The sequence below is a fragment of the Pseudolactococcus insecticola genome, from assembly GCF_011170065.1.
In the GTDB taxonomy this organism is placed as follows: Bacteria; Bacillota; Bacilli; order Lactobacillales; family Streptococcaceae; genus Pseudolactococcus; species Pseudolactococcus insecticola.
The window spans coordinates 1-19,640 of record NZ_BLLH01000003.1 but is presented as its reverse complement, the minus strand read 5'-3'; the positions used below and the strand labels follow the sequence as shown (position 1 = coordinate 19,640).

Annotated in this window: 17 protein-coding genes; 15 read left to right on the top strand and 2 right to left on the bottom strand. The window is 44.1% G+C overall.

Going from position 1 to position 19,640, the window contains the following annotated elements; genetic code table 11:
* Positions 1-60 precede the first annotated feature (60 nt).
* The 5 genes from gatC (at position 61) to polA (ending at position 6,377) form a co-directional block, all read left to right on the top strand.
* Entirely contained in the window at positions 61-354 is a 294-nt protein-coding gene (gatC, locus tag Hs20B_RS03965) for an Asp-tRNA(Asn)/Glu-tRNA(Gln) amidotransferase subunit GatC (protein ID WP_172355858.1), read from the top strand.
* 2 nt (positions 355-356) lie between these two features.
* Positions 357-1,799: an Asp-tRNA(Asn)/Glu-tRNA(Gln) amidotransferase subunit GatA gene (gene gatA, locus Hs20B_RS03960; RefSeq protein ID WP_172355856.1), complete on the top strand. Its 1,443-nt coding sequence runs from the start codon at positions 357-359 to the stop codon at positions 1,797-1,799.
* Between the two features lie 17 nt (positions 1,800-1,816).
* Complete coding sequence (gatB, locus tag Hs20B_RS03955; RefSeq protein WP_172355854.1) at positions 1,817-3,247, top strand: Asp-tRNA(Asn)/Glu-tRNA(Gln) amidotransferase subunit GatB; 1,431 nt, start codon at positions 1,817-1,819, stop codon at positions 3,245-3,247.
* A gap of 48 nt (positions 3,248-3,295) precedes the next feature.
* Positions 3,296-3,691 (top strand): HIRAN domain-containing protein, encoded by a 396-nt coding sequence (locus Hs20B_RS03950; RefSeq protein ID WP_172355852.1) that lies wholly within the window; start codon positions 3,296-3,298, stop codon positions 3,689-3,691.
* A gap of 67 nt (positions 3,692-3,758) precedes the next feature.
* Positions 3,759-6,377 (top strand): DNA polymerase I, encoded by a 2,619-nt coding sequence (gene polA / locus Hs20B_RS03945; protein WP_172355850.1) that lies wholly within the window; start codon positions 3,759-3,761, stop codon positions 6,375-6,377.
* Between the two features lie 53 nt (positions 6,378-6,430).
* On the opposite strand, the gene Hs20B_RS03940 is transcribed toward polA, so the two are convergent.
* Positions 6,431-7,114: a DUF1129 family protein gene (locus Hs20B_RS03940; RefSeq protein WP_172355848.1), complete on the bottom strand. Its 684-nt coding sequence runs from the start codon at positions 7,112-7,114 to the stop codon at positions 6,431-6,433.
* 118 nt (positions 7,115-7,232) lie between these two features.
* Here Hs20B_RS03940 and rpmB point away from each other — a divergent pair, with 118 nt between their 5' ends.
* From rpmB to Hs20B_RS03920, 4 genes are all read left to right on the top strand, one after another.
* The gene (gene rpmB, locus Hs20B_RS03935; RefSeq protein WP_172209892.1) at positions 7,233-7,421 is read left to right on the top strand and encodes a 50S ribosomal protein L28; all 189 of its coding nucleotides are present in this window, start codon (positions 7,233-7,235) and stop codon (positions 7,419-7,421) included.
* Between the two features lie 108 nt (positions 7,422-7,529).
* A complete protein-coding gene (locus Hs20B_RS03930; RefSeq protein ID WP_172355846.1) occupies positions 7,530-7,892 on the top strand; it encodes an Asp23/Gls24 family envelope stress response protein in 363 nt (120 codons plus the stop codon).
* Position 7,893: 1 nt separating this feature from the next.
* Positions 7,894-9,576, top strand: a complete 1,683-nt coding sequence (locus Hs20B_RS03925; RefSeq protein ID WP_172355844.1) for a DAK2 domain-containing protein — start codon at positions 7,894-7,896, stop codon at positions 9,574-9,576.
* A gap of 14 nt (positions 9,577-9,590) precedes the next feature.
* Positions 9,591-10,334 (top strand): SDR family NAD(P)-dependent oxidoreductase, encoded by a 744-nt coding sequence (locus Hs20B_RS03920; protein ID WP_172355842.1) that lies wholly within the window; start codon positions 9,591-9,593, stop codon positions 10,332-10,334.
* 52 nt (positions 10,335-10,386) lie between these two features.
* Here Hs20B_RS03920 and Hs20B_RS03915 read toward each other — a convergent pair whose 3' ends face one another.
* Positions 10,387-11,265 (bottom strand): SDR family oxidoreductase, encoded by an 879-nt coding sequence (locus tag Hs20B_RS03915; protein WP_172355840.1) that lies wholly within the window; start codon positions 11,263-11,265, stop codon positions 10,387-10,389.
* A gap of 150 nt (positions 11,266-11,415) precedes the next feature.
* On the opposite strand from Hs20B_RS03915, the gene Hs20B_RS03910 reads away from it, so the two are divergent.
* The 6 genes from Hs20B_RS03910 (at position 11,416) to mutS (ending at position 18,828) form a co-directional block, all read left to right on the top strand.
* Positions 11,416-11,961: a TetR family transcriptional regulator gene (locus Hs20B_RS03910; protein ID WP_172355838.1), complete on the top strand. Its 546-nt coding sequence runs from the start codon at positions 11,416-11,418 to the stop codon at positions 11,959-11,961.
* Positions 11,962-12,069: 108 nt separating this feature from the next.
* Complete coding sequence (locus tag Hs20B_RS03905; RefSeq protein WP_172355836.1) at positions 12,070-13,464, top strand: ABC transporter transmembrane domain-containing protein; 1,395 nt, start codon at positions 12,070-12,072, stop codon at positions 13,462-13,464.
* Positions 13,465-13,753: 289 nt separating this feature from the next.
* The gene (gene argS, locus Hs20B_RS03900) at positions 13,754-15,445 is read left to right on the top strand and encodes an arginine--tRNA ligase (protein WP_172355834.1); all 1,692 of its coding nucleotides are present in this window, start codon (positions 13,754-13,756) and stop codon (positions 15,443-15,445) included.
* A 30-nt stretch (positions 15,446-15,475) separates the two neighbouring features.
* On the top strand, positions 15,476-15,952 hold the full coding sequence (gene argR / locus Hs20B_RS03895; RefSeq protein ID WP_172355832.1) for an arginine repressor: 477 nt from the start codon (positions 15,476-15,478) through the stop codon (positions 15,950-15,952).
* Positions 15,939-16,301, top strand: coding sequence for a YlbF family regulator (locus Hs20B_RS03890; protein WP_172355830.1), 363 nt, complete (start codon positions 15,939-15,941; stop codon positions 16,299-16,301). The genes argR and Hs20B_RS03890 overlap by 14 nt, the downstream gene beginning before the upstream one ends.
* On the top strand, positions 16,291-18,828 hold the full coding sequence (mutS, locus tag Hs20B_RS03885) for a DNA mismatch repair protein MutS (RefSeq protein ID WP_172355828.1): 2,538 nt from the start codon (positions 16,291-16,293) through the stop codon (positions 18,826-18,828). The genes Hs20B_RS03890 and mutS overlap by 11 nt, the downstream gene beginning before the upstream one ends.
* Positions 18,829-19,640: the final 812 nt, after the last annotated feature.

The window sequence follows — 19,640 nt, the reverse complement described above, 5'->3', positions numbered from 1 at the left end:
TATAATTGAGAATGAAAATGACAGTTCAATTGTCCCGAAATATGAAGGAGAAACTCCCTTATGGAAATCACAAAAGATGACGTGAAACACGTCGCAAATTTATCAAAGTTGGCCTTTGATGAGGCTGAGACTGCTGAATTTGCCACAACATTGACCAAAATTGTCGACATGTTTTTGATGTTAGAAGAAGTTGATACGACTGATGTGCCATTTACATCAAATGTCGCAGATAATGTCAATGCTTGGCGCGAAGATGAAGCGGTTGCAGGCTGGAATCGCGATGAATTGTTCAAAAACGTTCCTGAAACCGAAGATGGTTTCATCAAAGTCCCTGCAATTATGGAGGATAACTAAACATGACAACAATCAAATCACTCCACGAAAAGCTGGTCAATAAAGAGATTTCAGCAGTTGAATTAACCAAAGAAACCCTGAAAAACATAGCAGCTCGTGAAAGCAAAGTTGACAGTTTCATCACGATCACAGAAGATGCTGCCCTGCAGGCTGCTGCTGCCATTGACGAAAAAGGCATCGACGTAAGCAATCCAGTGTCAGGTATCCCGCTTGCTGTCAAGGACAATATCTCGACAAAAGGGATTCTGACGACGGCAGCATCAAAAATGCTTTATAACTATGAGCCGATTTTTGATGCGACTTCTGTCGAAAACCTTTACGCAAAAGACATGATCATCGTTGGGAAGACCAACATGGATGAGTTTGCCATGGGTGGATCGACTGAAAACTCAGCTTTTAAAACCACTAAAAATGCTTGGGACGAAAGCAAGGTTCCTGGTGGCTCATCTGGTGGCTCTGCGACTGCTGTTGCCTCAAACCAAGTCTTGCTCTCACTCGGCTCTGATACAGGTGGCTCAATCCGTCAGCCAGCGTCATTTAACGGTGTAGTTGGCTTGAAACCGACTTATGGTCGTATTTCACGTTTTGGCCTGATCGCTTTTGGTAGTTCGCTTGATCAAATCGGACCATTTTCACAAAATGTCGAAGATAATGCGCTCTTGCTCAATGCTGTGGCAGGATATGATCCTAAGGATTCAACGTCATCAAAAGTTGCCGTGCCTGATTTTACATCAAAAATCGGTCAAGACATCAAAGGCTTGAAAATCGCTTTGCCAAAGGAATATCTGGGCGAAGGAATCGATCCAAAAGTCAAAGAACAAGTGCTCGCTGCGGCAAAACACTTTGAAAAACTAGGTGCGACAGTTGAAGAAGTCAGCTTGCCACATAGCAAATACGGCGTTGCCGTCTACTACATCATCGCCTCGTCAGAAGCGAGCTCAAACTTGCAACGTTTTGACGGCATTCGCTATGGTTTTCGTGCTGAGGACGCGCTTGATTTGGAAGATATTTACGTCAAATCTCGCTCGCAAGGCTTTGGTGAAGAAGTGAAACGTCGGATCATGCTGGGGACATTTAGCCTGTCATCAGGTTATTATGATGCTTACTTCAAAAAAGCTGGGCAAGTTCGCACGCTCATCATGAATGATTTCAAGCAGGTTTTTGATAAGTACGACCTCATCATCGGCCCAACGGCGCCAAGTGTGGCTTACGATCTTGACACGCAAGGACACGACCCTGTTGCCATGTATCTGGCTGATTTGTTGACGATTCCCGTCAACCTAGCTGGCCTTCCTGGCATCTCGATTCCTGCGGGGCAAGTTGACGGCCTACCAGTCGGTCTGCAAATCATCGGTAAAGCTTTCGGTGAAGAAACGATTTATCAAGCAGCAGCAGCGTTTGAAGCGACGACTGAGTTTCATAAGAATAAACCGGTTATTTTTTAAGAAAGGACTTTGATCAAATGAATTTTGAAACAGTCATTGGACTTGAAGTCCACGTTGAGTTAAATACCAACTCGAAGATTTTCTCACCTGCGCCTGCGCATTTTGGTGCTGGACCAAATGAGAATACGAATATTGTCGATTGGAGTTTCCCTGGTGTTTTGCCCGTTATGAATAAAGGCGTGATTGAGTCTGGTATCAAGGCTGCGCTTGCCCTTAACATGGACATTCACCAAAACATGCACTTCGATCGCAAAAACTATTTCTACCCTGACAATCCAAAAGCCTACCAAATTTCGCAGTTTGATGAACCAATTGGTTACAATGGCTCGATTGAAATTGAGCTTGAGGATGGGACTAAGAAGACGTTGCGGATCGAACGCGCGCATCTGGAAGAAGATGCCGGTAAAAACACGCATGGCACAGATGGTTATTCCTACGTCGACCTCAATCGTCAAGGCGTGCCGCTGATTGAAATCGTGTCAGAAGCAGACATGCGCTCGCCCGAGGAAGCCTATGCTTATCTGACGGCTATCAAGGAAATCATCCAGTACACGGGCATTTCTGACGTAAAAATGGAAGAAGGCTCAATGCGCTGTGATGCTAATATCTCCCTGCGTCCTTACGGTCAGGAAGAATTTGGTACGAAAACGGAGCTGAAAAATCTGAACTCTTTTAACTTTGTTCGCAAAGGTTTGGAGTATGAAGTACAACGTCAGGCAAAAGTTTTGCGTGCTGGCGGTGTCATCCAACAAGAAACACGTCGTTATGACGAAAAAACGGGTGAAACAACGCTCATGCGTGTCAAAGAAGGCTCATCAGACTACCGTTACTTCCCAGAACCTGATCTGCCACGTTTTGAGATTTCTGACGAGTGGATTTCTGATGTCAAAGCAACATTGCCAGAGTTTCCAAAAGAACGCCGTGCGCGTTATATCGCTGAACTCGGCTTGTCAGACTACGATGCTGAGCAGTTGACAGCAACAAAAGAAACGGCTGATTTCTTTGAAAAAGCGATTGCAGCAGGTGCTGATGCAAAACTGGCATCAAACTGGCTGCAAGGTGAGGTTGCACAATACCTCAACGCTGAAGGTAAAAACCTATCTGAGATTGGTCTGACGCCTAAAAATCTGACAGAAATGATCAAACTCATTTCTGACGGCACCATTTCAAGCAAAATCGCGAAAAAAGTCTTCGTCGAACTTGCCAAAAATGGCGGCTCTGCTGAAGCATTCGTCAAAAAAGCAGGTCTGGTTCAAATCTCAGATCCTGCTGTCTTGATTCCAATCATCACTGAAGTCCTTGGTAATAATGAAAAAGCTGTCGCAGACTACAAAGGTGGCAACAAAAACTCTGCCAAAGCCTTGATTGGACAGCTCATGAAGGCAACAAAAGGTCAAGCTAACCCGCAAGTTGTACAAGAATTATTGTACGCAGAACTAGATAAATAATAATAATCGACAGTTGCCTTTGCAAAAATAGAAAATGGCGGTAGTGAAATGACGAGTCAAGCAGATAAAATCAGAGAATCACTGAAAAATCACAAGTGGGAACCCAGTCGGCATTATATGGATTTTCATATCGCAGGTTTTGCTTATTATGACGGGCTCGACGTGATTGACCAGCTGATGCTTGGGCAAAATGTGACCTTGGTGGTTGAGTCGGATAATCCGCATGATCCTGAAGCTGTTGCGATTTACTTTGGCAGTCACAAGCTTGGCTACGTGCCAAGCAATAAAAATAGCCTGCTTAGCACGCTGCTTTACTATGGTCATGCTGCTATATTTGAGTCACGGATTCAGTTTGTCAATCTAGAAAGTCATCCTGAGCGACAGTTTCGCGTTGTTGTCAAGATAAAAGATGACCGTGACGCCGAGGCATGGGCAGGATTTTAGAAATGAGTCGCAGTCACAGCCAAAGTGATTGCGGCTTTTTACGTTGAAATTATGCTAAAATAGAAACATGACTAAAACAGAGAAAAAATTGTTGCTGATTGATGGCTCGTCGATCGCTTTTCGTGCTTTTTTTGCACTTTATACGCAGATTGACCGCTTTATTGCGCCTTCTGGCTTGCATAACAACGCTATTTACGCCTTTCATACCATGTTGCGCAACGTCCTTGAGGCGGAGCAACCGACGCATATTTTGGTAGCATTTGACGCGGGCAAAACGACTTTTCGCACGGAGATGTACGCCGACTACAAAGGCGGGCGCGCGAAAACCCCTGACGAGTTCAGAGAACAGATGCCATTTATCAAAGAAATGCTTGAGTCGCAAGGTATCAAACACTATGAGCTTGCAAACTACGAGGCTGATGACATCATAGGAACGCTTGCGACGCGGGCTGAAAATGCGGGATTTGATGCGATTACGGTTGTTTCAGGCGACCGCGATTTGACCCAGCTGACCACAGAAAAAACGACGGTGGAAATCACGATAAAAGGTGTAGCCGAACTTGAAACTTACACACCTGATTATCTGCTTGAAAAACTAGGTCTTACAACAGCGCAATTTATAGACCTCAAAGCACTTATGGGTGATAAGTCTGATAATATTCCAGGCGTGACCAAGATTGGCGAAAAAACAGGTATCAAGCTTCTTTTGGAACACGGCTCGCTCCAAGGTATTTATGACAATATTGACGGCATGAAAGCCTCAAAAATGAAAGAAAACCTGATTAATGACCGTGAGCAAGCCTTTTTGTCAAAAACACTTGCAACAATTGATCTGGATGCGCCGATTGAACTCACGCTTGACGAGACCATTTACAACGGCGCCGACTATGATAAGCTCAAAAAGTTCTATCAAGAAATGGGCTTTAATAAATTTCTGGAGGAACTTGATGGTGCGACTGAAAAACCAGTTGAAGTCATCAATTTTACCATCGTGAACGATGCGATTTCTGACGACATGGTATGCGACGACCAGTTTTTCTATCTGGAGATTTTGGACGAGGATTACCATAGAGATGACATCATTGGCTTTGCCTGGGGTGATGCAGAAAATGGCATCTATGTGTCAAATAATCTCGCGCTTCTTGCGACTTTTCCATTTCCGAAAAACACCTATGATTTCAAGAAAAACAAGGTCTTGCTCGCCCGTCAGAACATCGACTACCCGCTCGTTTCATTTGACAGCATGCTTGCGAAATACTTGTATTCAACGATTGAAAATAATAAAATTGCGACCATTGCATCGCTTTTTGGAGAGCAATTGGCAGAAGATGACACCGTTTATGGGAAAGGTGCGAAACGTGCTGTCCCTGCTGACGCCGTGCTGTTTGAACACCTTGCACGCAAGATTAATGTGCTTGCTAAAACAAAACCGTTGCTTGTCGAAAAACTCCGTGAAAATGATCAAGAAAAACTCTTGTCAGATATGGAGCTGCCCCTTGCAAACGTCCTTGCCAAGATGGAAATCGCAGGTATCAAAGTATCGGGTGGCGTATTGAGCGAAATCGGCCTTGAAAACGAAAAAGTCATCAGTGAGTTGACAGCGGAGATCTATGAGCTCGCAGGTGAGACGTTTAATATCAACTCGCCCAAGCAACTGGGAGTTATCTTGTTTGAAAAAATGGGCTTGCCAGTCATAAAAAAGACGAAAACAGGCTATTCGACGGCGGTTGACGTCTTAGAACAACTCGCACCACAAGCACCAATCGTTGATAAAATCCTACGTTTTCGCCAGATTTCAAAGATTCAGTCGACCTATGTCACAGGACTTTTGGGCGACATCATGGGTGATGGTAAGATACACACACGTTATGTGCAGGATCTGACGCAGACAGGGCGCCTGTCGAGTGTCAATCCCAACCTGCAAAACATCCCCGTCAGACTACCTGAGGGTCGCAAGATTCGCAAGGCTTTTCTCCCTGAAAATGCCAACTCAGTCTTGCTATCAAGTGACTATTCTCAGATCGAACTGCGTGTTTTGGCACATATCTCTGGCGATCAGCACTTGATTGACGCCTTCAACCATGGCGCCGACATCCATACAGCGACTGCCATGCGGGTGTTTGGTATCGAAAAAGCTGAGGACGTGACGGCAAATGACCGCAGAAATGCGAAAGCGGTCAACTTTGGCGTGGTTTACGGCATCTCAGATTTCGGTTTGTCAAACAATTTGGGTATTTCCAGAAAAGCTGCTAAAAACTATATTGACACCTACTTTGAGCGCTACCCTGACATTAAAAATTACATGGAAAATATCGTCAGAAGTGCGAAAGATACAGGATTTGTCGAGACACTCTATCACCGCCGCAGGAATCTGCCAGACATCAATGCGAGAAATTTCTCTGTTCGATCATTTGCTGAAAGAACAGCGATTAACAGCCCGATTCAGGGCTCGGCAGCTGACATTCTCAAAGTTGCTATGATCAATCTGGACAAAAATCTGAGTGAGCGCAAGCTCAAGACGAAAATGCTGCTGCAAGTCCACGATGAAATCGTTCTTGACGTCCCAGATGATGAGCTTGAAACCGTCAAAAAACTCGTCAAAACCACCATGGAAGACGCCATCGCACTCAAAGTCCCGCTTTTAGTCGATGAAAATAGTGGGAAGACGTGGTATGAGGCAAAATAAATAAACAAAAAACACTAACGCCAGAAAATGCGTCAGTGTTTTTCTGATTTTATTTACTTGCGGACAGGTTGTGTGCCCATGGCAGACTTGATGTTGTAGCGACGTTTGAGAAAATAGCGCAGGGCGAGTGCGATCAAACCAACAGCAGCAACGAGATAGCCAGCAGGGGAAACGTTTATGCTGCTAGGCAAGAGCATGGTCGCCATAAAGAGCAAAATCCAGGCTAGAAAGGCGAGCGTTAGCGGACCAAATGAGCGCAGCCAAGGGACTTTTTTGCCCTCAGCCTGTGGCTTGTAGACAAGGCGGTACATGAGATACATGACAAAACCAGCAGCAAAACTCATGATGATCAGAGTGATAATACCGTAAGTTCGTGCATTTTTGCTGAAAAGCGCCATGATGCCGTTAATGACAGCAAGCACGCCCAACATCAAAAGGGAACTATCCAGCCACATCAAGACAGGCTTATCATTGGTAAATCTGTCACTTGCGGGAGTTGTGTTTTTGGCACCTTTAGCAGCAGTTTTCGGAGCGTATTTGCTGGTGAATTCGTTTGGCGTGCCCAAAATATCCTTGGCTAACTTGCGTTCTTTTTGCGCAGCGACAATTTGCGGTAGGATCTCTGACAAGATTGTTTTGATCTCGTCGTCAGATTTGCCGATTTTGACAAGTTCTCGGGTGACAATGTGTACATATTCGCTATTTTTAGCGGTTAATTGGTCGATAAAATTTTCCATAAGATAATTTTACCATAAAATCAGGCAAAAACACTTGCAATCTCGTGAAAATATGATAAAATAATCTAGTATGTTATCTAAACGATAAAATAAGAAATCAAATAAGGAGAAATATAAAATGGCTAAGGTATGTTATTTTACAGGTCGCAAGACATCATCTGCTAACAACCGTTCACACGCAATGAACAAAACGAAAAAACAAGTGAAACCAAACTTGCAAAAGATCAAAATCGTTGAAAACGGTAAAGTTAAAACAGTATGGGCATCAGCTCGTGCACTTAAAAATCTTTCAGTTGAACGCGTTTAATTGAGTAGAAAACCGTGAAAACACTTCACGGCTTTTTTATTTCTTAAAATATGGTAAAATGGGGAAAAGGTATCTTTAGATACCCACCCTAAAAACGAGGACAATTCTATGACTGTTACAATAAATACAAAAAACGGCACGGTTGACATCGAAAACGACGTGATTTCTACGATCGTAGGTGCGTCAACAACTGAGATTTTTGGTGTGGTCGGCATGACCAGCAAAAACGCTGTCAAAGATAATTTCAAAACACTGCTACGCCAAGAAAACTACTCGAAAGGTGTTGTGATTGCAGCAGGAGATAATGGCGTTGATGTTGATATTTACGTGATTGTATCATTTGGTGTGAAAATCTCTGAGGTCGCAAAAAATGTACAAGAGCGCGTGAAATTTAACCTAGAAAACCAACTAGGCATCACTGCAAACTCTGTCAATGTGTTCGTACAAAACGTGAAGGTGGTGGCTGAGTAACATGGCAAATACAATCAATGCAAGCTTGTTTCAAGAGATGATTCAAGCGGCAAGCACACGCTTGAACAAGCAAGCCGAATATGTCAACTCCCTCAATGTTTTTCCTGTGCCTGATGGCGATACAGGAACAAACATGGGCATGACCATCACAAATGGTGCAAAAGCAGTTTCTGACAGCAAAGCAGACACTGTTGGTGACGTTGCAGCAGTCCTTTCAAAAGGCCTTCTTATGGGCGCGCGTGGCAACTCAGGCGTGATCTTGTCCCAGCTTTTTCGTGGGTTTGGTCAAGCTGTCAAAGACGCTGACGAATTTACAGCAGAAAACTTAGCCAAGGCTTTCCAAAATGGCGTCGAAGTCGCTTATAAAGCTGTTATGAAACCTGTCGAAGGGACGATTTTGACCGTTTCTCGTGGAGCGGCATCATTGGCAGGAAAAAAAGCTGAAACAACTGATGATGCGATTGAAGTGCTGAAAGCCGCGCTTGAAGGGGCAAAAATCGCGCTCGCAAAAACGCCAGACATGCTGCCCGTACTCAAGGAAGTCGGCGTTGTCGATTCTGGCGGTCAAGGGCTTGTCTACATCTATGAAGGCTTTGTGGCGGCAGCGACAGGTGACTATATCGCTTCTGACGAGTTTGAAGCGACACCAGCTGTTATGGATGAAATGGTCAATGCTGAGCACCACAAATCTGTGGCAGGCCACGTTGCGACTGAAGATATCAAGTTTGGCTACTGTACTGAAATCATGGTCGCAATCGGCCAAGGACCAACGGCAACCAAGTCGTTTGACTATGATGAATTCCGCAACTATCTTAACGAAATCGGGGATTCACTCTTAGTTGTCAACGACGATGAGATCGTCAAAGTCCACGTCCACACTGAAGACCCAGGTATCGTTATGCAAGAAGGTTTGAAATATGGCTCACTTGTCAAGGTCAAAGTCGATAACATGCGTGAGCAGCATGATGCGCAAGTCATCAAAGAAGAAACAGCAGCAGCCACAAAACCAGTAGAAACAAAAGAGTTTGCGGTTATCGCAATCGCAGCTGGTGATGGTCTTGCGAAAATCTTCAAAGACATGGGTGCTGACTACGTTATCTCTGGCGGTCAAACGATGAATCCATCAACAGAAGACATCGTTAAAGCGATTGAAGATGTTAATGCGCGCAACGTCATCATCTTGCCAAATAACAAAAATATCTTCATGGCAGCGCAGTCTGCAGCAGATGTTGTCGATATTCCAGCCAAAGTTGTCGAGTCAAAAACTGTCTCACAAGGTCTGACGGCGCTTCTTGCCTTTGACGCAACAAGTAAAACGCTTGATGAAAATGCAAGTGACATGACGGCTAACCTGTCAGAAGTCATCAGCGGTCAGGTGACAAATGCCGTCCGTGATACATCTATCGAAGGCATTGACATTCATGAAAATGACTGGCTTGGCATGATTGATAACAAGATTGTCGTGTCTGAAAAAGACATTCATAGTGTCCTTACAACGACTTTTAGTAAAATGTTAGCGGACAATGAAGACGCAGAAGTTGTTAGCATCTATGTCGGTTCTGACGGTAAAAAAGAACTGGCTGAAACCTTGTCAGAAGAGCTTGAAACGAGCTATCCAGATATCGAAGTCGACATTTTTGACGGCGGACAACCCGTTTATCCTTACCTTTTCTCAGTCGAATAAAAGGAATTTTAGATATGGCAAATATGGCCTTAATTTCCGGTGCCAATAAAGGCATTGGCTTTGAAACTGCTCGTCAACTCGGACTTTTAGGTTGGACGATTTTACTTGGCGCGCGAGATGAAACACGCGGCCTTGAAGCAGTTGCTAAATTACAAGATGAAAACATTGCAGCTGAATGGATCAAGATTGATTTGAATGATTTTAACACCATTCACCAAGCAGCTGACAACGTGCGCGCCAATCATCCTGAACTTAATCTATTGATTAACAACGCCGGTATTCCTGGCGATATGCAAAAAGCACCATTGGACTTTACCGTTGATGAATTGCGCGAGGTCACTGACGTGAATTTCTACGGCAATTTTGAAATGATTAAAACGTTTACCCCGATTTTGGCGGAAAATAACGGTCGCATTGCGAATTTAACCATTCCAACCGCCGCGAGCGCGTTTTTCTCACCGTTCGCCTACAAAGTCAGCAAGGCCCCGCTTAATATGATGATTGAAGCCTTTGGTCAATCATTCACTAAACAAGCGATTCCGGTTGAAATTTTCGGGATTATGCCCGGCGGTATTACCACGGATTTGAACGGTAACGCCACTGGTCCACACATGAAAACTGTGGTTGAAGGTGGCAAGCTCATCGTTGATTTGCTTACCAATGGTAAAAATTTCCAAGGTCAAGTCATCAATGAATACGGCGTGGCAATGGCCTATGAAGCGAATTATATGTTGCAAACTGACCCAGATTCGAAGTAAGTATAGCCAAAAATAAGCGTATCCACTTTGCTGGATACGCTTATTTTTCGTTTTAAATATAATTCCCGCTCTCAATATCAGCCAGCAGACTGTCATGTGTTGGCGTCCAGCCGGTGACATCACGTGTCTTATCACTGGTCGCAATCGCGTCGACCCCGATTAAATTACCCGCTAATCCAGCTACACGCTTCTGTGCTTCATCAGCGTCAACTTGGGTAACCGGCACTTGTAAAACTTCGCCAATTGCCGTAGCAATCGCTTTAAACGGCACGTTTTCCGCCACACCATGCAAGACACTATCGGCCGGTGCACTTTCAACCGCTAAACGATACAAAACAGCTAAATCAGCCACATTGACCGCTGCCCAGCTATTCGCGTCACTGATGTAGATGCTTTCTTTGTTGGCTGCCGCCGCATCAGAAATCATTTTAACAAAACCGTGATCACCTACACCATGAACGGTTGGTGCAGGTCGGACAATCACCGCTCGAATGTCCTGTTTAGCCAAATCATGGATTAGAAATTCACTCGGACCACGCATTGAATCGTGCGCTGGTAGATCAACTTCCGTCACGGCGCCTTGCGTTTGTACAATCGCTACGCCAGACGTGATGACCAAGGCTTTGTTCGTGCCTCGCAAAGCATCTCCGAAGGCGTTAATCGCTGCTTGGTCAGTCGGCCCAGACTGTGACATATCTGCCCAATTATGAATAAAGGCGAGATGAATTACTGCATCAACTTTACCTGCTGTTTGCTTTAGCAAATCAATGTCAGCTAATGTGCCCAGCACTGGTGTTGCGCCTTGTGCTTCTAATTGAGCCGCTTTTTCTGGTGTGCGGGCTAGTGCTAGCACGCTGTGACCATGCGTTAATAGTTCTGGTACCACATGTGAACCAATAAATCCTGTACCGCCTGTAACAAAAATTTTCATTGCATCCTCTTTTCATGTCTTATAGCAATTTACGCGAAATATTGCTATAATTGATAGTATAAGTGTCAGTATCTGACACAACTAGTATAACACTGTCAGTAACTGACGTCAAGTATTTTGTCAGTTACTGACAAAAATGAGGTTAAAAATATGTCTAGTCGAGAAAAATTAGAACAAGCAGCCATTGAGTTGATCACGCAACAAGGCTACCAACAAACCACCGCCCAACAAATTGCTGATCGCGCGGGCGTTACCGAACGTACGTTTTTTCGGCAATTTTCAGATAAAAGCGATGTGCTGTTCAGTAAAACCGAAGATTACATCGCACACTACGCTGATGGTTTAAGTCGGAGTACAGCTGATACCTTGCTAAGCAAGGTCTATGATGTTTATTATTTTGTCGCATCGACCTTGTTTAAAAATTTGCATGGGCATGCTAAACAGCGTCAGTTGATTATTCAATCCGAACCAGCACTTATCGAACGCGAATTATATAAAGCCTATGAAGTTGTCCAATTTTTAACCGAACAACTCAGCGTCGAGTTTGAACCATTAGCCACGCGTCTCTCCGTGCAATCCATGAACGTCGTGTTTCATACCGCTTACGAAAAATGGCTGGCACAGCCAAATGACGATGCGGTATTAGCTGATATTTTTGCTGATACGTATCATGCTTGGCAGCAATTGAATCAGTAAGAAAGCCACAACTATCAAGGCTTTTTAAGTTATTTTGCGTAATAGCTCACAAAAGATGCTATACTAGTAAAAACTAACAAAAGCGTAAACTAACAAAGGGAGTAACCGATGAAAAAATATCTTTTGCAAAATAAACTTGCTAGTCTAGTTGTCCTGATATTATCAATCGTAAAAACATCCTTTGCTATAGGAAATTCATTATTACTTAATCAACTGGTTAATTTTTTAACATCAAGAGATGTGATGCATTTTTGGATGTTGATTGCTTTTCAGTTCGGGTTATATATCGTCTGGTCTTTTCTCTTGCCATATTTTGATTATGCGACTGAAAACATCGCACAAAAGATGAACAACTCAGTTCGTCGTGATATCGTTGCGTCGCTAGCTGAGATGGAGGTTTCGGAGTTTAACAAAAAGAAGTCGAGTGAGTATGTTTCTTGGCTGACCAACGACATCACCATGATCTCAAACGAAGTCTTTATTAACTTTTTTGACATGGTTGACATGGCTGTCTATGTAGCTTTTGCGGCGGTTACCGTCTTTATTTATAACTCAGTGCTTGTTGTCGTCATGATTGTTTTAGCGTTTGCCATGTTATTTGTCCCTCGGATTTTTGATAAAAAACTTGCTAAAACGGTTAATGATGTCTCAACGGCAAATGAAAATCTGACCAAGGTATCAAGCGACTATCTGACAGGATTTAGCCTGCTATTTCATCATGAAAGACTCAGTCTGCTAAAAGAAAAGATTGCAGAAAGCTATGAGATATTGCGTCAGAAAACCATGACAAATGAAAAAGCGCAAACCGTCATGGCGACGGTTTTAACGCTTTTTAGTATGCTATCTCAGCTTGCTATGAGCGCAACCGCAGGTTATTTTGTTTTGAGAGGAGATTTGACGGTTGGTTTTGTTTGGACGATTGGCAATCTCTCAGGGCCGTTTTTCAATAACCTGAGCAGTTTTACGAAGTTTTATGCCAAAGTTAAAGCCAATGCCAATCTGCTTGATAAATTTCCCAAAGTGGCACCACGTGATGTGACGTCAGATTACAAGTTTGAGCGTCAGCTTGTCTTAGAAAATCTAGCGGTGGTTTTTGATAAAAAGAAGATTAGCTTTCCAAATCTGACATTTGAACACGGTAAAAAGTATGCGATTACTGGTCAGAGTGGCGTTGGGAAATCAACGTTGCTCAAGATTTTGGCAGGAGATTTGACGGACTATGAGGGTAATGTCTTAGCTGACGACAAAGTTTACAGCGCACTGTCATCAGCTGATATTCATGGGAATCTGACTTATGTGGAGCAAAGTTCGCATTTATTTAACGAATCAGCCGTTGACAATATCACGCTTGGCGTTTTGGATCCAGATAGACTTGCGACCAGTTTATCACAAGCACAGGCAGGAGATTTTAGCGACAAGCAAATCGCAGAGTTATCAGGGGGCAAGCGCAACGGATTTCACTTGCGCAAGGGCTTTACGATGCCAAACCGATACTCCTCATAGACGAGGGAACGAGCGCCCTGGACGCAGAAAATGCGCATCTGGTCGATGAAGCCATCAGCAAACTAAGCGACGTGCTCGTCATCGTCGTGACGCACCATCTGACAGAAAAAAATCAAGCATTTTATGATGAGGTGATTGCTTTTTGACTTTCACTTGTGTTGTAGTGCACTTATTTCATAACCAGACAATCAGCCTTTTTATTGGCTGATTGTTTTATTTTATTTGCCTAAAATTATGGTAAAATAGGAAGTATACGATTATACAAATGCTAGTTTAAGGATGAACGAAAATGAACGATAAATTATTAGTCGCAAAGACGCTTGCTGCAGTGCTTGATGGTGCTTTGAGCGAGAGCGAGATTACAAAGCTACTTGAAACACCGAAAAAATCAGAGATGGGAGACATCGCCTTTCCTGCTTTTACTTTGGCAAAAAGCCTGCGCAAGGCACCAAATCTCATTGCTAGCGATCTGGCTGAAAAAATCAGTTCTGATGCCTTTGAAAAGGTTGTCGCAACAGGGCCGTACGTCAATTTCTTTCTGGATAAGTCAAACACAGTCGCAACCGTTCTGACAACCATTTTAAAAGACGGTGCAGCCTATGGCACACAGCCGCAAAATGGTGAAAATATCGCGATTGACATGAGTTCACCAAATATCGCGAAACCCTTTTCTATCGGGCATCTGCGCTCGACTGTCATCGGCGATAGCCTGGCTAAGATTTACCAAAAAATCGGCTATAATCCTGTAAAAATCAACCACCTAGGAGACTGGGGCAAGCAGTTTGGCATGCTCATCGTAGCCTATAAAAAATACGGCAGCGAGGCGGCTATCCGCGAAAATCCGATCGCAGAGCTACTCAAACTCTATGTGCGAATCAATAAAGAGGCAAAAGTCGACCCGACAATCGATGTTGCCGCGCGTGACTGGTTCCTGAAGCTGGAAAATGGTGATGATGAGGCGCTTACGCTCTGGCAATGGTTCCGTGATGAGTCGCTCGTTGAGTTTGACCGTATCTATACGGAGCTTGGCGTCGAGTTTGACAGCATGAATGGCGAAGCTTTTTACAATGACAAAATGGATGAGATTGTAGACATCTTGGCAGAAAAAGATCTGCTCACAGAGTCAAACGGCGCAACAGTTGTTGAGTTGGAAGGCTTTGAAATTCCAGCATTGATCAAAAAGTCAGACGGCGCAACGCTTTATATCACACGGGACCTAGCAGCAGCGCTTTATCGCAAACGCACTTACAAGTTTGAAAAAGCCCTCTATGTTGTCGGAAATGAGCAGTCGGGTCACTTCAAACAGCTCAAAGCAGTCCTTAAGAAAATGGGCTATGACTGGGCTGATGACATTTTCCATGTGCCGTTTGGTTTGGTCACAAAAGATGGCAAAAAACTCTCAACGCGTGAAGGTAACGTTATCCTGCTTGAACCGACCCTTAAGGAAGCTGTCAAGCGTGCCCAAACGCAGATCGATGCCAAAAATCCTGATCTGGCAAATAAAACCGCAGTTGCACACGCAGTCGGTGTTGGTGCCATCAAGTTTTATGACCTGAAAAATGAACGTCTCAACGGCTATGACTTCAACCTTGAAGAAATGGTGTCATTTGAAGGGGAAACAGGGCCATACGTACAGTACGCACACGCCCGCATCCAGTCAATCTTACGAAAAGCTGACTTTTCTCCTGAAAAGGCTGACCTGTCAGCGCTTAGCTTGCTAGATGATGAAAGCTGGGAAATTATCAAGTTATTGCAGGCGTTTGACGCGACTGTGGCACGTGCTGCAAGGACTTTTGAGCCGTCGGTCATCGCCAAATATAGCATCAACTTGGCGCAAGCCTTCAACAAGTACTATGCACACACGCGGATTTTGGATGAAAATGACGAAAAGAACGCACGTTTGGCGCTGGCATACGCCACAGGCGTGGTGCTAAAAGAAAGCCTCAGACTGCTAGGCGTCGACGCACCAGAAGAAATGTAATAATTATACAAAATATGGTATAATATACATATGAAGAAATCAGAACGTCAACAAATCATCAGACAACTCATCCAAAACGAAAAAATAGAAACACAAGATGATCTGTCGCAACGCCTTTTGAAGAAAGGTATTTCGACTACTCAGGCCACTTTGTCGCGTGATATTCGGGAGCTTGGTATCATCAAAAATCGATATGACGAAGGTAGTTTTTATACACTTTTTGAGTTTTCTCAAAATAGTCCACTTGCGGATCATGTTGGGGGAAGTCTTGTGACGGGACTTCTTGCGACGTTTAAGAACTATGTGCTGCGAGTGGATCGCACCATGTTTATGATTGTCGCGCATACTGGACTTGGGGAGGCTGATTTGGTGGCAAACGCCATTGATGCTGCTGAGCGTTATGATATTTTGGGCACGATTGCTGGCGCAGATACCCTGCTCATCACCTGTCGTGACATTGAAAGTGCCGAGCGCGTTGAAAGAGAAATAAAAAATGCCATCACCTGAAAATCAATATGAAGCGGCAGTTTCAGCCCTAAAAGCAAAACTAGCCCAACATCCTGATATTATCAAGTTTCAAAAAGCGGAAAGGCGCTTGAAAGCTGCTAAAACGCTCTATGATCTGGAAACAGAAATGAAAGATCTGTCGCAAGACGCAACTTTATACAAAAAAATCAACAAAAAAAATGCCTATAAAGCGACGATGGCACGTGCAAAAGAGATTGAGCTAACGCTCAACGAAGAGCCACTGATCATCGACTATCGCAGACGTTTAGTCGCGGCAAATGCTGTTTTACAGCATGTTTTAGAAAACTTAGAAACACAAATCAACGAGGAATTACACTATGGCAACTGACAAGATTTCGCCGGGCATGCAGCAGTATCTGGATATTAAGCAAGACTATCCAGATGCTTTTTTGCTTTTTCGGATGGGTGATTTTTATGAGCTCTTTTATGACGACGCCGTCAAAGCAGCGCAGATTCTTGAGCTGACTCTGACCAGTCGCAATAAAAATTCTGACAATCCAATCCCGATGGCAGGCGTCCCGCATCATAGTGTACAGCAATATATCGACGTTCTGATCGACCTTGGTTATAAGGTTGCCATTGCTGAGCAGCTAGAAGATCCTAAAAAAGCAGTTGGCGTGGTCAAGCGTGACGTGGTCCAGGTGATTACGCCAGGGACTGCGGTGGATGCATTAAATACCGGTAAGGACAATAACTTTCTAGCCGCAGTAGATAAGATTGCACAAGAGTATGCGCTTAGTTATCTGGATCTTGCGACGGGTGAGTTTTTTGTGACATTGCTGTCAGATTTTGATGCAGTTTTGGATGAAATTGCTTCGCTCAAGGCACGTGAAGTCGTGATGGGCTATGCGCCGTCAGATGCCGAGATGCAGATTTTACAGACTCAGCTCAATGTTCTGGTTTCACGTGAAACCATTACTATTGATAATCCTGAGCTGATTTCTGATAATCTGTCAGATCTTGAAAAACAGGTATCAGGTAAGCTGCTGAACTATATCATGTCAACGCAAAAACGTCATCTCACGCATTTGCAACCAGTTAAACACTATGAGATCAAGGACTTTTTGCTCATGGATGCAGCGAGTAAAAAAAGTCTGGACTTGATTAGCAATGCGCGAACGGGAAAAAAACACGGCAGTCTTTATTGGCTTTTAGATGAAACACGGACGGCGATGGGGACGCGGATGCTTCGGACGTGGATAGATCGTCCACTGGTCAGTGAGCTTGCTATCAAGATGCGTCAGGCGATTATTCAGTGTTTTTTGGATCATTTTTTTGAGCGTTCCGATCTGACGGAGACACTCAAGGGCGTTTATGACATTGAGCGGCTGGCGTCGCGCGTGTCTTTTGGTAAGGCAAACCCTAAAGACTTACTGCAACTGGCGCAAACGCTGTCAAATGTCCCAGCCATCAAGGCTGTTCTGACGGATATGGCAAGCCCAGTGCTCGCTTCTTTGATCAGTCAACTTGATGAGATGCCAGAGCTTCTGACGCTGATCACACAGGCCATTTCACCAGATGCGCCGGCCGTCATCACGGAGGGCAACATCATCAGAAGTGGTTTCAATGAAACGCTGGATGAGTATCGTGTCGTCATGCGAGATGGCACCAGCTGGATTGCAGCGTTAGAGGCAAAAGAACGGGAAAATTCAGGCATCAACAATCTCAAGATTGACTATAATAAAAAAGATGGTTATTATTTTCACGTGACGGCGTCAAACTTGTCTCAGGTACCGGCGCATTTTTTCCGTAAGGCGACACTGAAAAACTCGGAGCGCTACGGGACAGAGGAGCTTGCGCGACTGGAAAGTCAGATGCTGGATGCTAGAGAAAACTCGTCAAATCTGGAGTATGACCTGTTTTTAGAAGTCAGAAATCAGACAGAAGTTTTCATCGCAAGGATTCAGCAGTTAGCAAAAATCATCGCAGAAATCGATGTCTTGCAGTCGCTTGCCGTGGTCGCTGAAAACAACCACTACATCAGACCTGACGTTATCAAAAATACCCAGGAAATCCATATCAAAAACGGTCGTCACGCCGTTGTTGAAAAAGTCATGGGCGCACAAGAATACGTGCCAAATTCGATTGATTTTGACGCATCGACCATGATTCAGCTGATTACGGGACCAAATATGTCAGGGAAGTCGACCTATATGCGGGAGCTTGCGCTGACCGTTGTCATGGCCCAGATGGGCAGTTATATCCCTGCTGATCAGGTCGAGCTGCCGATTTTTGATGCGATTTTCACCCGCATTGGCGCAGCTGATGATCTGATCAGTGGTCAGTCGACCTTTATGGTGGAGATGATGGAGGCTAACCACGCCATTCGTCGCGCCACCAAGCACTCTCTGATCTTGTTTGACGAGTTGGGGCGTGGGACGGCGACTTATGACGGGATCGCGCTTGCTCAGGCGATTGTCGAGTATATCCATGAAAATGTTGGCGCAAAAACGTTGTTTGCCACACATTACCATGAACTCGTGACGCTTGAAAACACACTTGACCACTTGAAAAATGTCCACGTTGCCACACTTGAAAAGGATGGAGAAGTGACATTTCTACATAAGATTGAGCCAGGTGCTGCAGACAAATCCTACGGGATTCATGTGGCGAAAATCGCAGGTCTACCGTCTGCATTGCTAAACCGAGCGCGTGATGTACTCGCTGGTTTAGAATCTGACAGCGTAGCAGTAGTTTCTGCGCCTAGTCAAACAAGTGGGCAGCTAGATTTGTTTAACGCACCCGAGTCTGAAGCGTCGCGCGCCATTGTTACCGCAATAGATGAGTTAGATGTGATGAATCTGACGCCGCTTGAAGCGCTCAATCAGCTTTTTGAGCTTAAAAAGATGCTGTAAAGTCTTGTTAAACTCACCTAAATATGCTATTTTTGATTTAGGAAGTGAAAAATAGCATAAACATGCAAACGCCGTGCCCTCAAAGAAAAAGGCTGGACACAAGACGACCTCGAGAAACACGTTGCTGATGAAGAATCAGAAAAAACGGCGAGTTAACTGAAACTAGACAAAGCGCGGCTCTTTGTCAAATTGTGTGGGAAAAATTTCCATGCGATTTTTTGCAAAAAAAAATCCTTCCCTCTATAATGTAAGTTAGTAAACCACACAAAAAAGAAGGAAAGATATGTTTTATCATATCCTAAGTCACTATCATTTACAAGAGAAAAACAGGTCATGCAAAGAGCCAGCGCCTGTTCCCGTTGGGAATCACTTTGAGCTCAGAGTCTCTGGTGTTCTTTTGAGTCCTGTCCAAAATACCAGAAACCAAGCTATATCCGTACGGTACAACGCCTCGCCCGAGAAAGATACGACATAGGCCTCCTTGCTTTTGATGGGGACAATTGCACGTTTTCGCTGCGTTTCATGTGGCAAAACACAATCCTCGCAAATGCCTGAACAGCAAGCCCTACAGTTTTTATCGTTTACTTAAAAAAATAGCGCATATTGACAACCAGCAAAAGGCTGATACAACGCCATGAAAATAATTTGTCTAACTTCTTTGAAGCTCTTCAATATTGTTAAAACATCTATTTTACTACACTATATCATTAGAAAGCAACTGATAGTGTGAAACGCTCCGTTAAGCCATTTCGTAAAAAGTGATACTCACTGAATCGCAATACATTTCAACAAAAGGGTAATTAAAAGGGTAG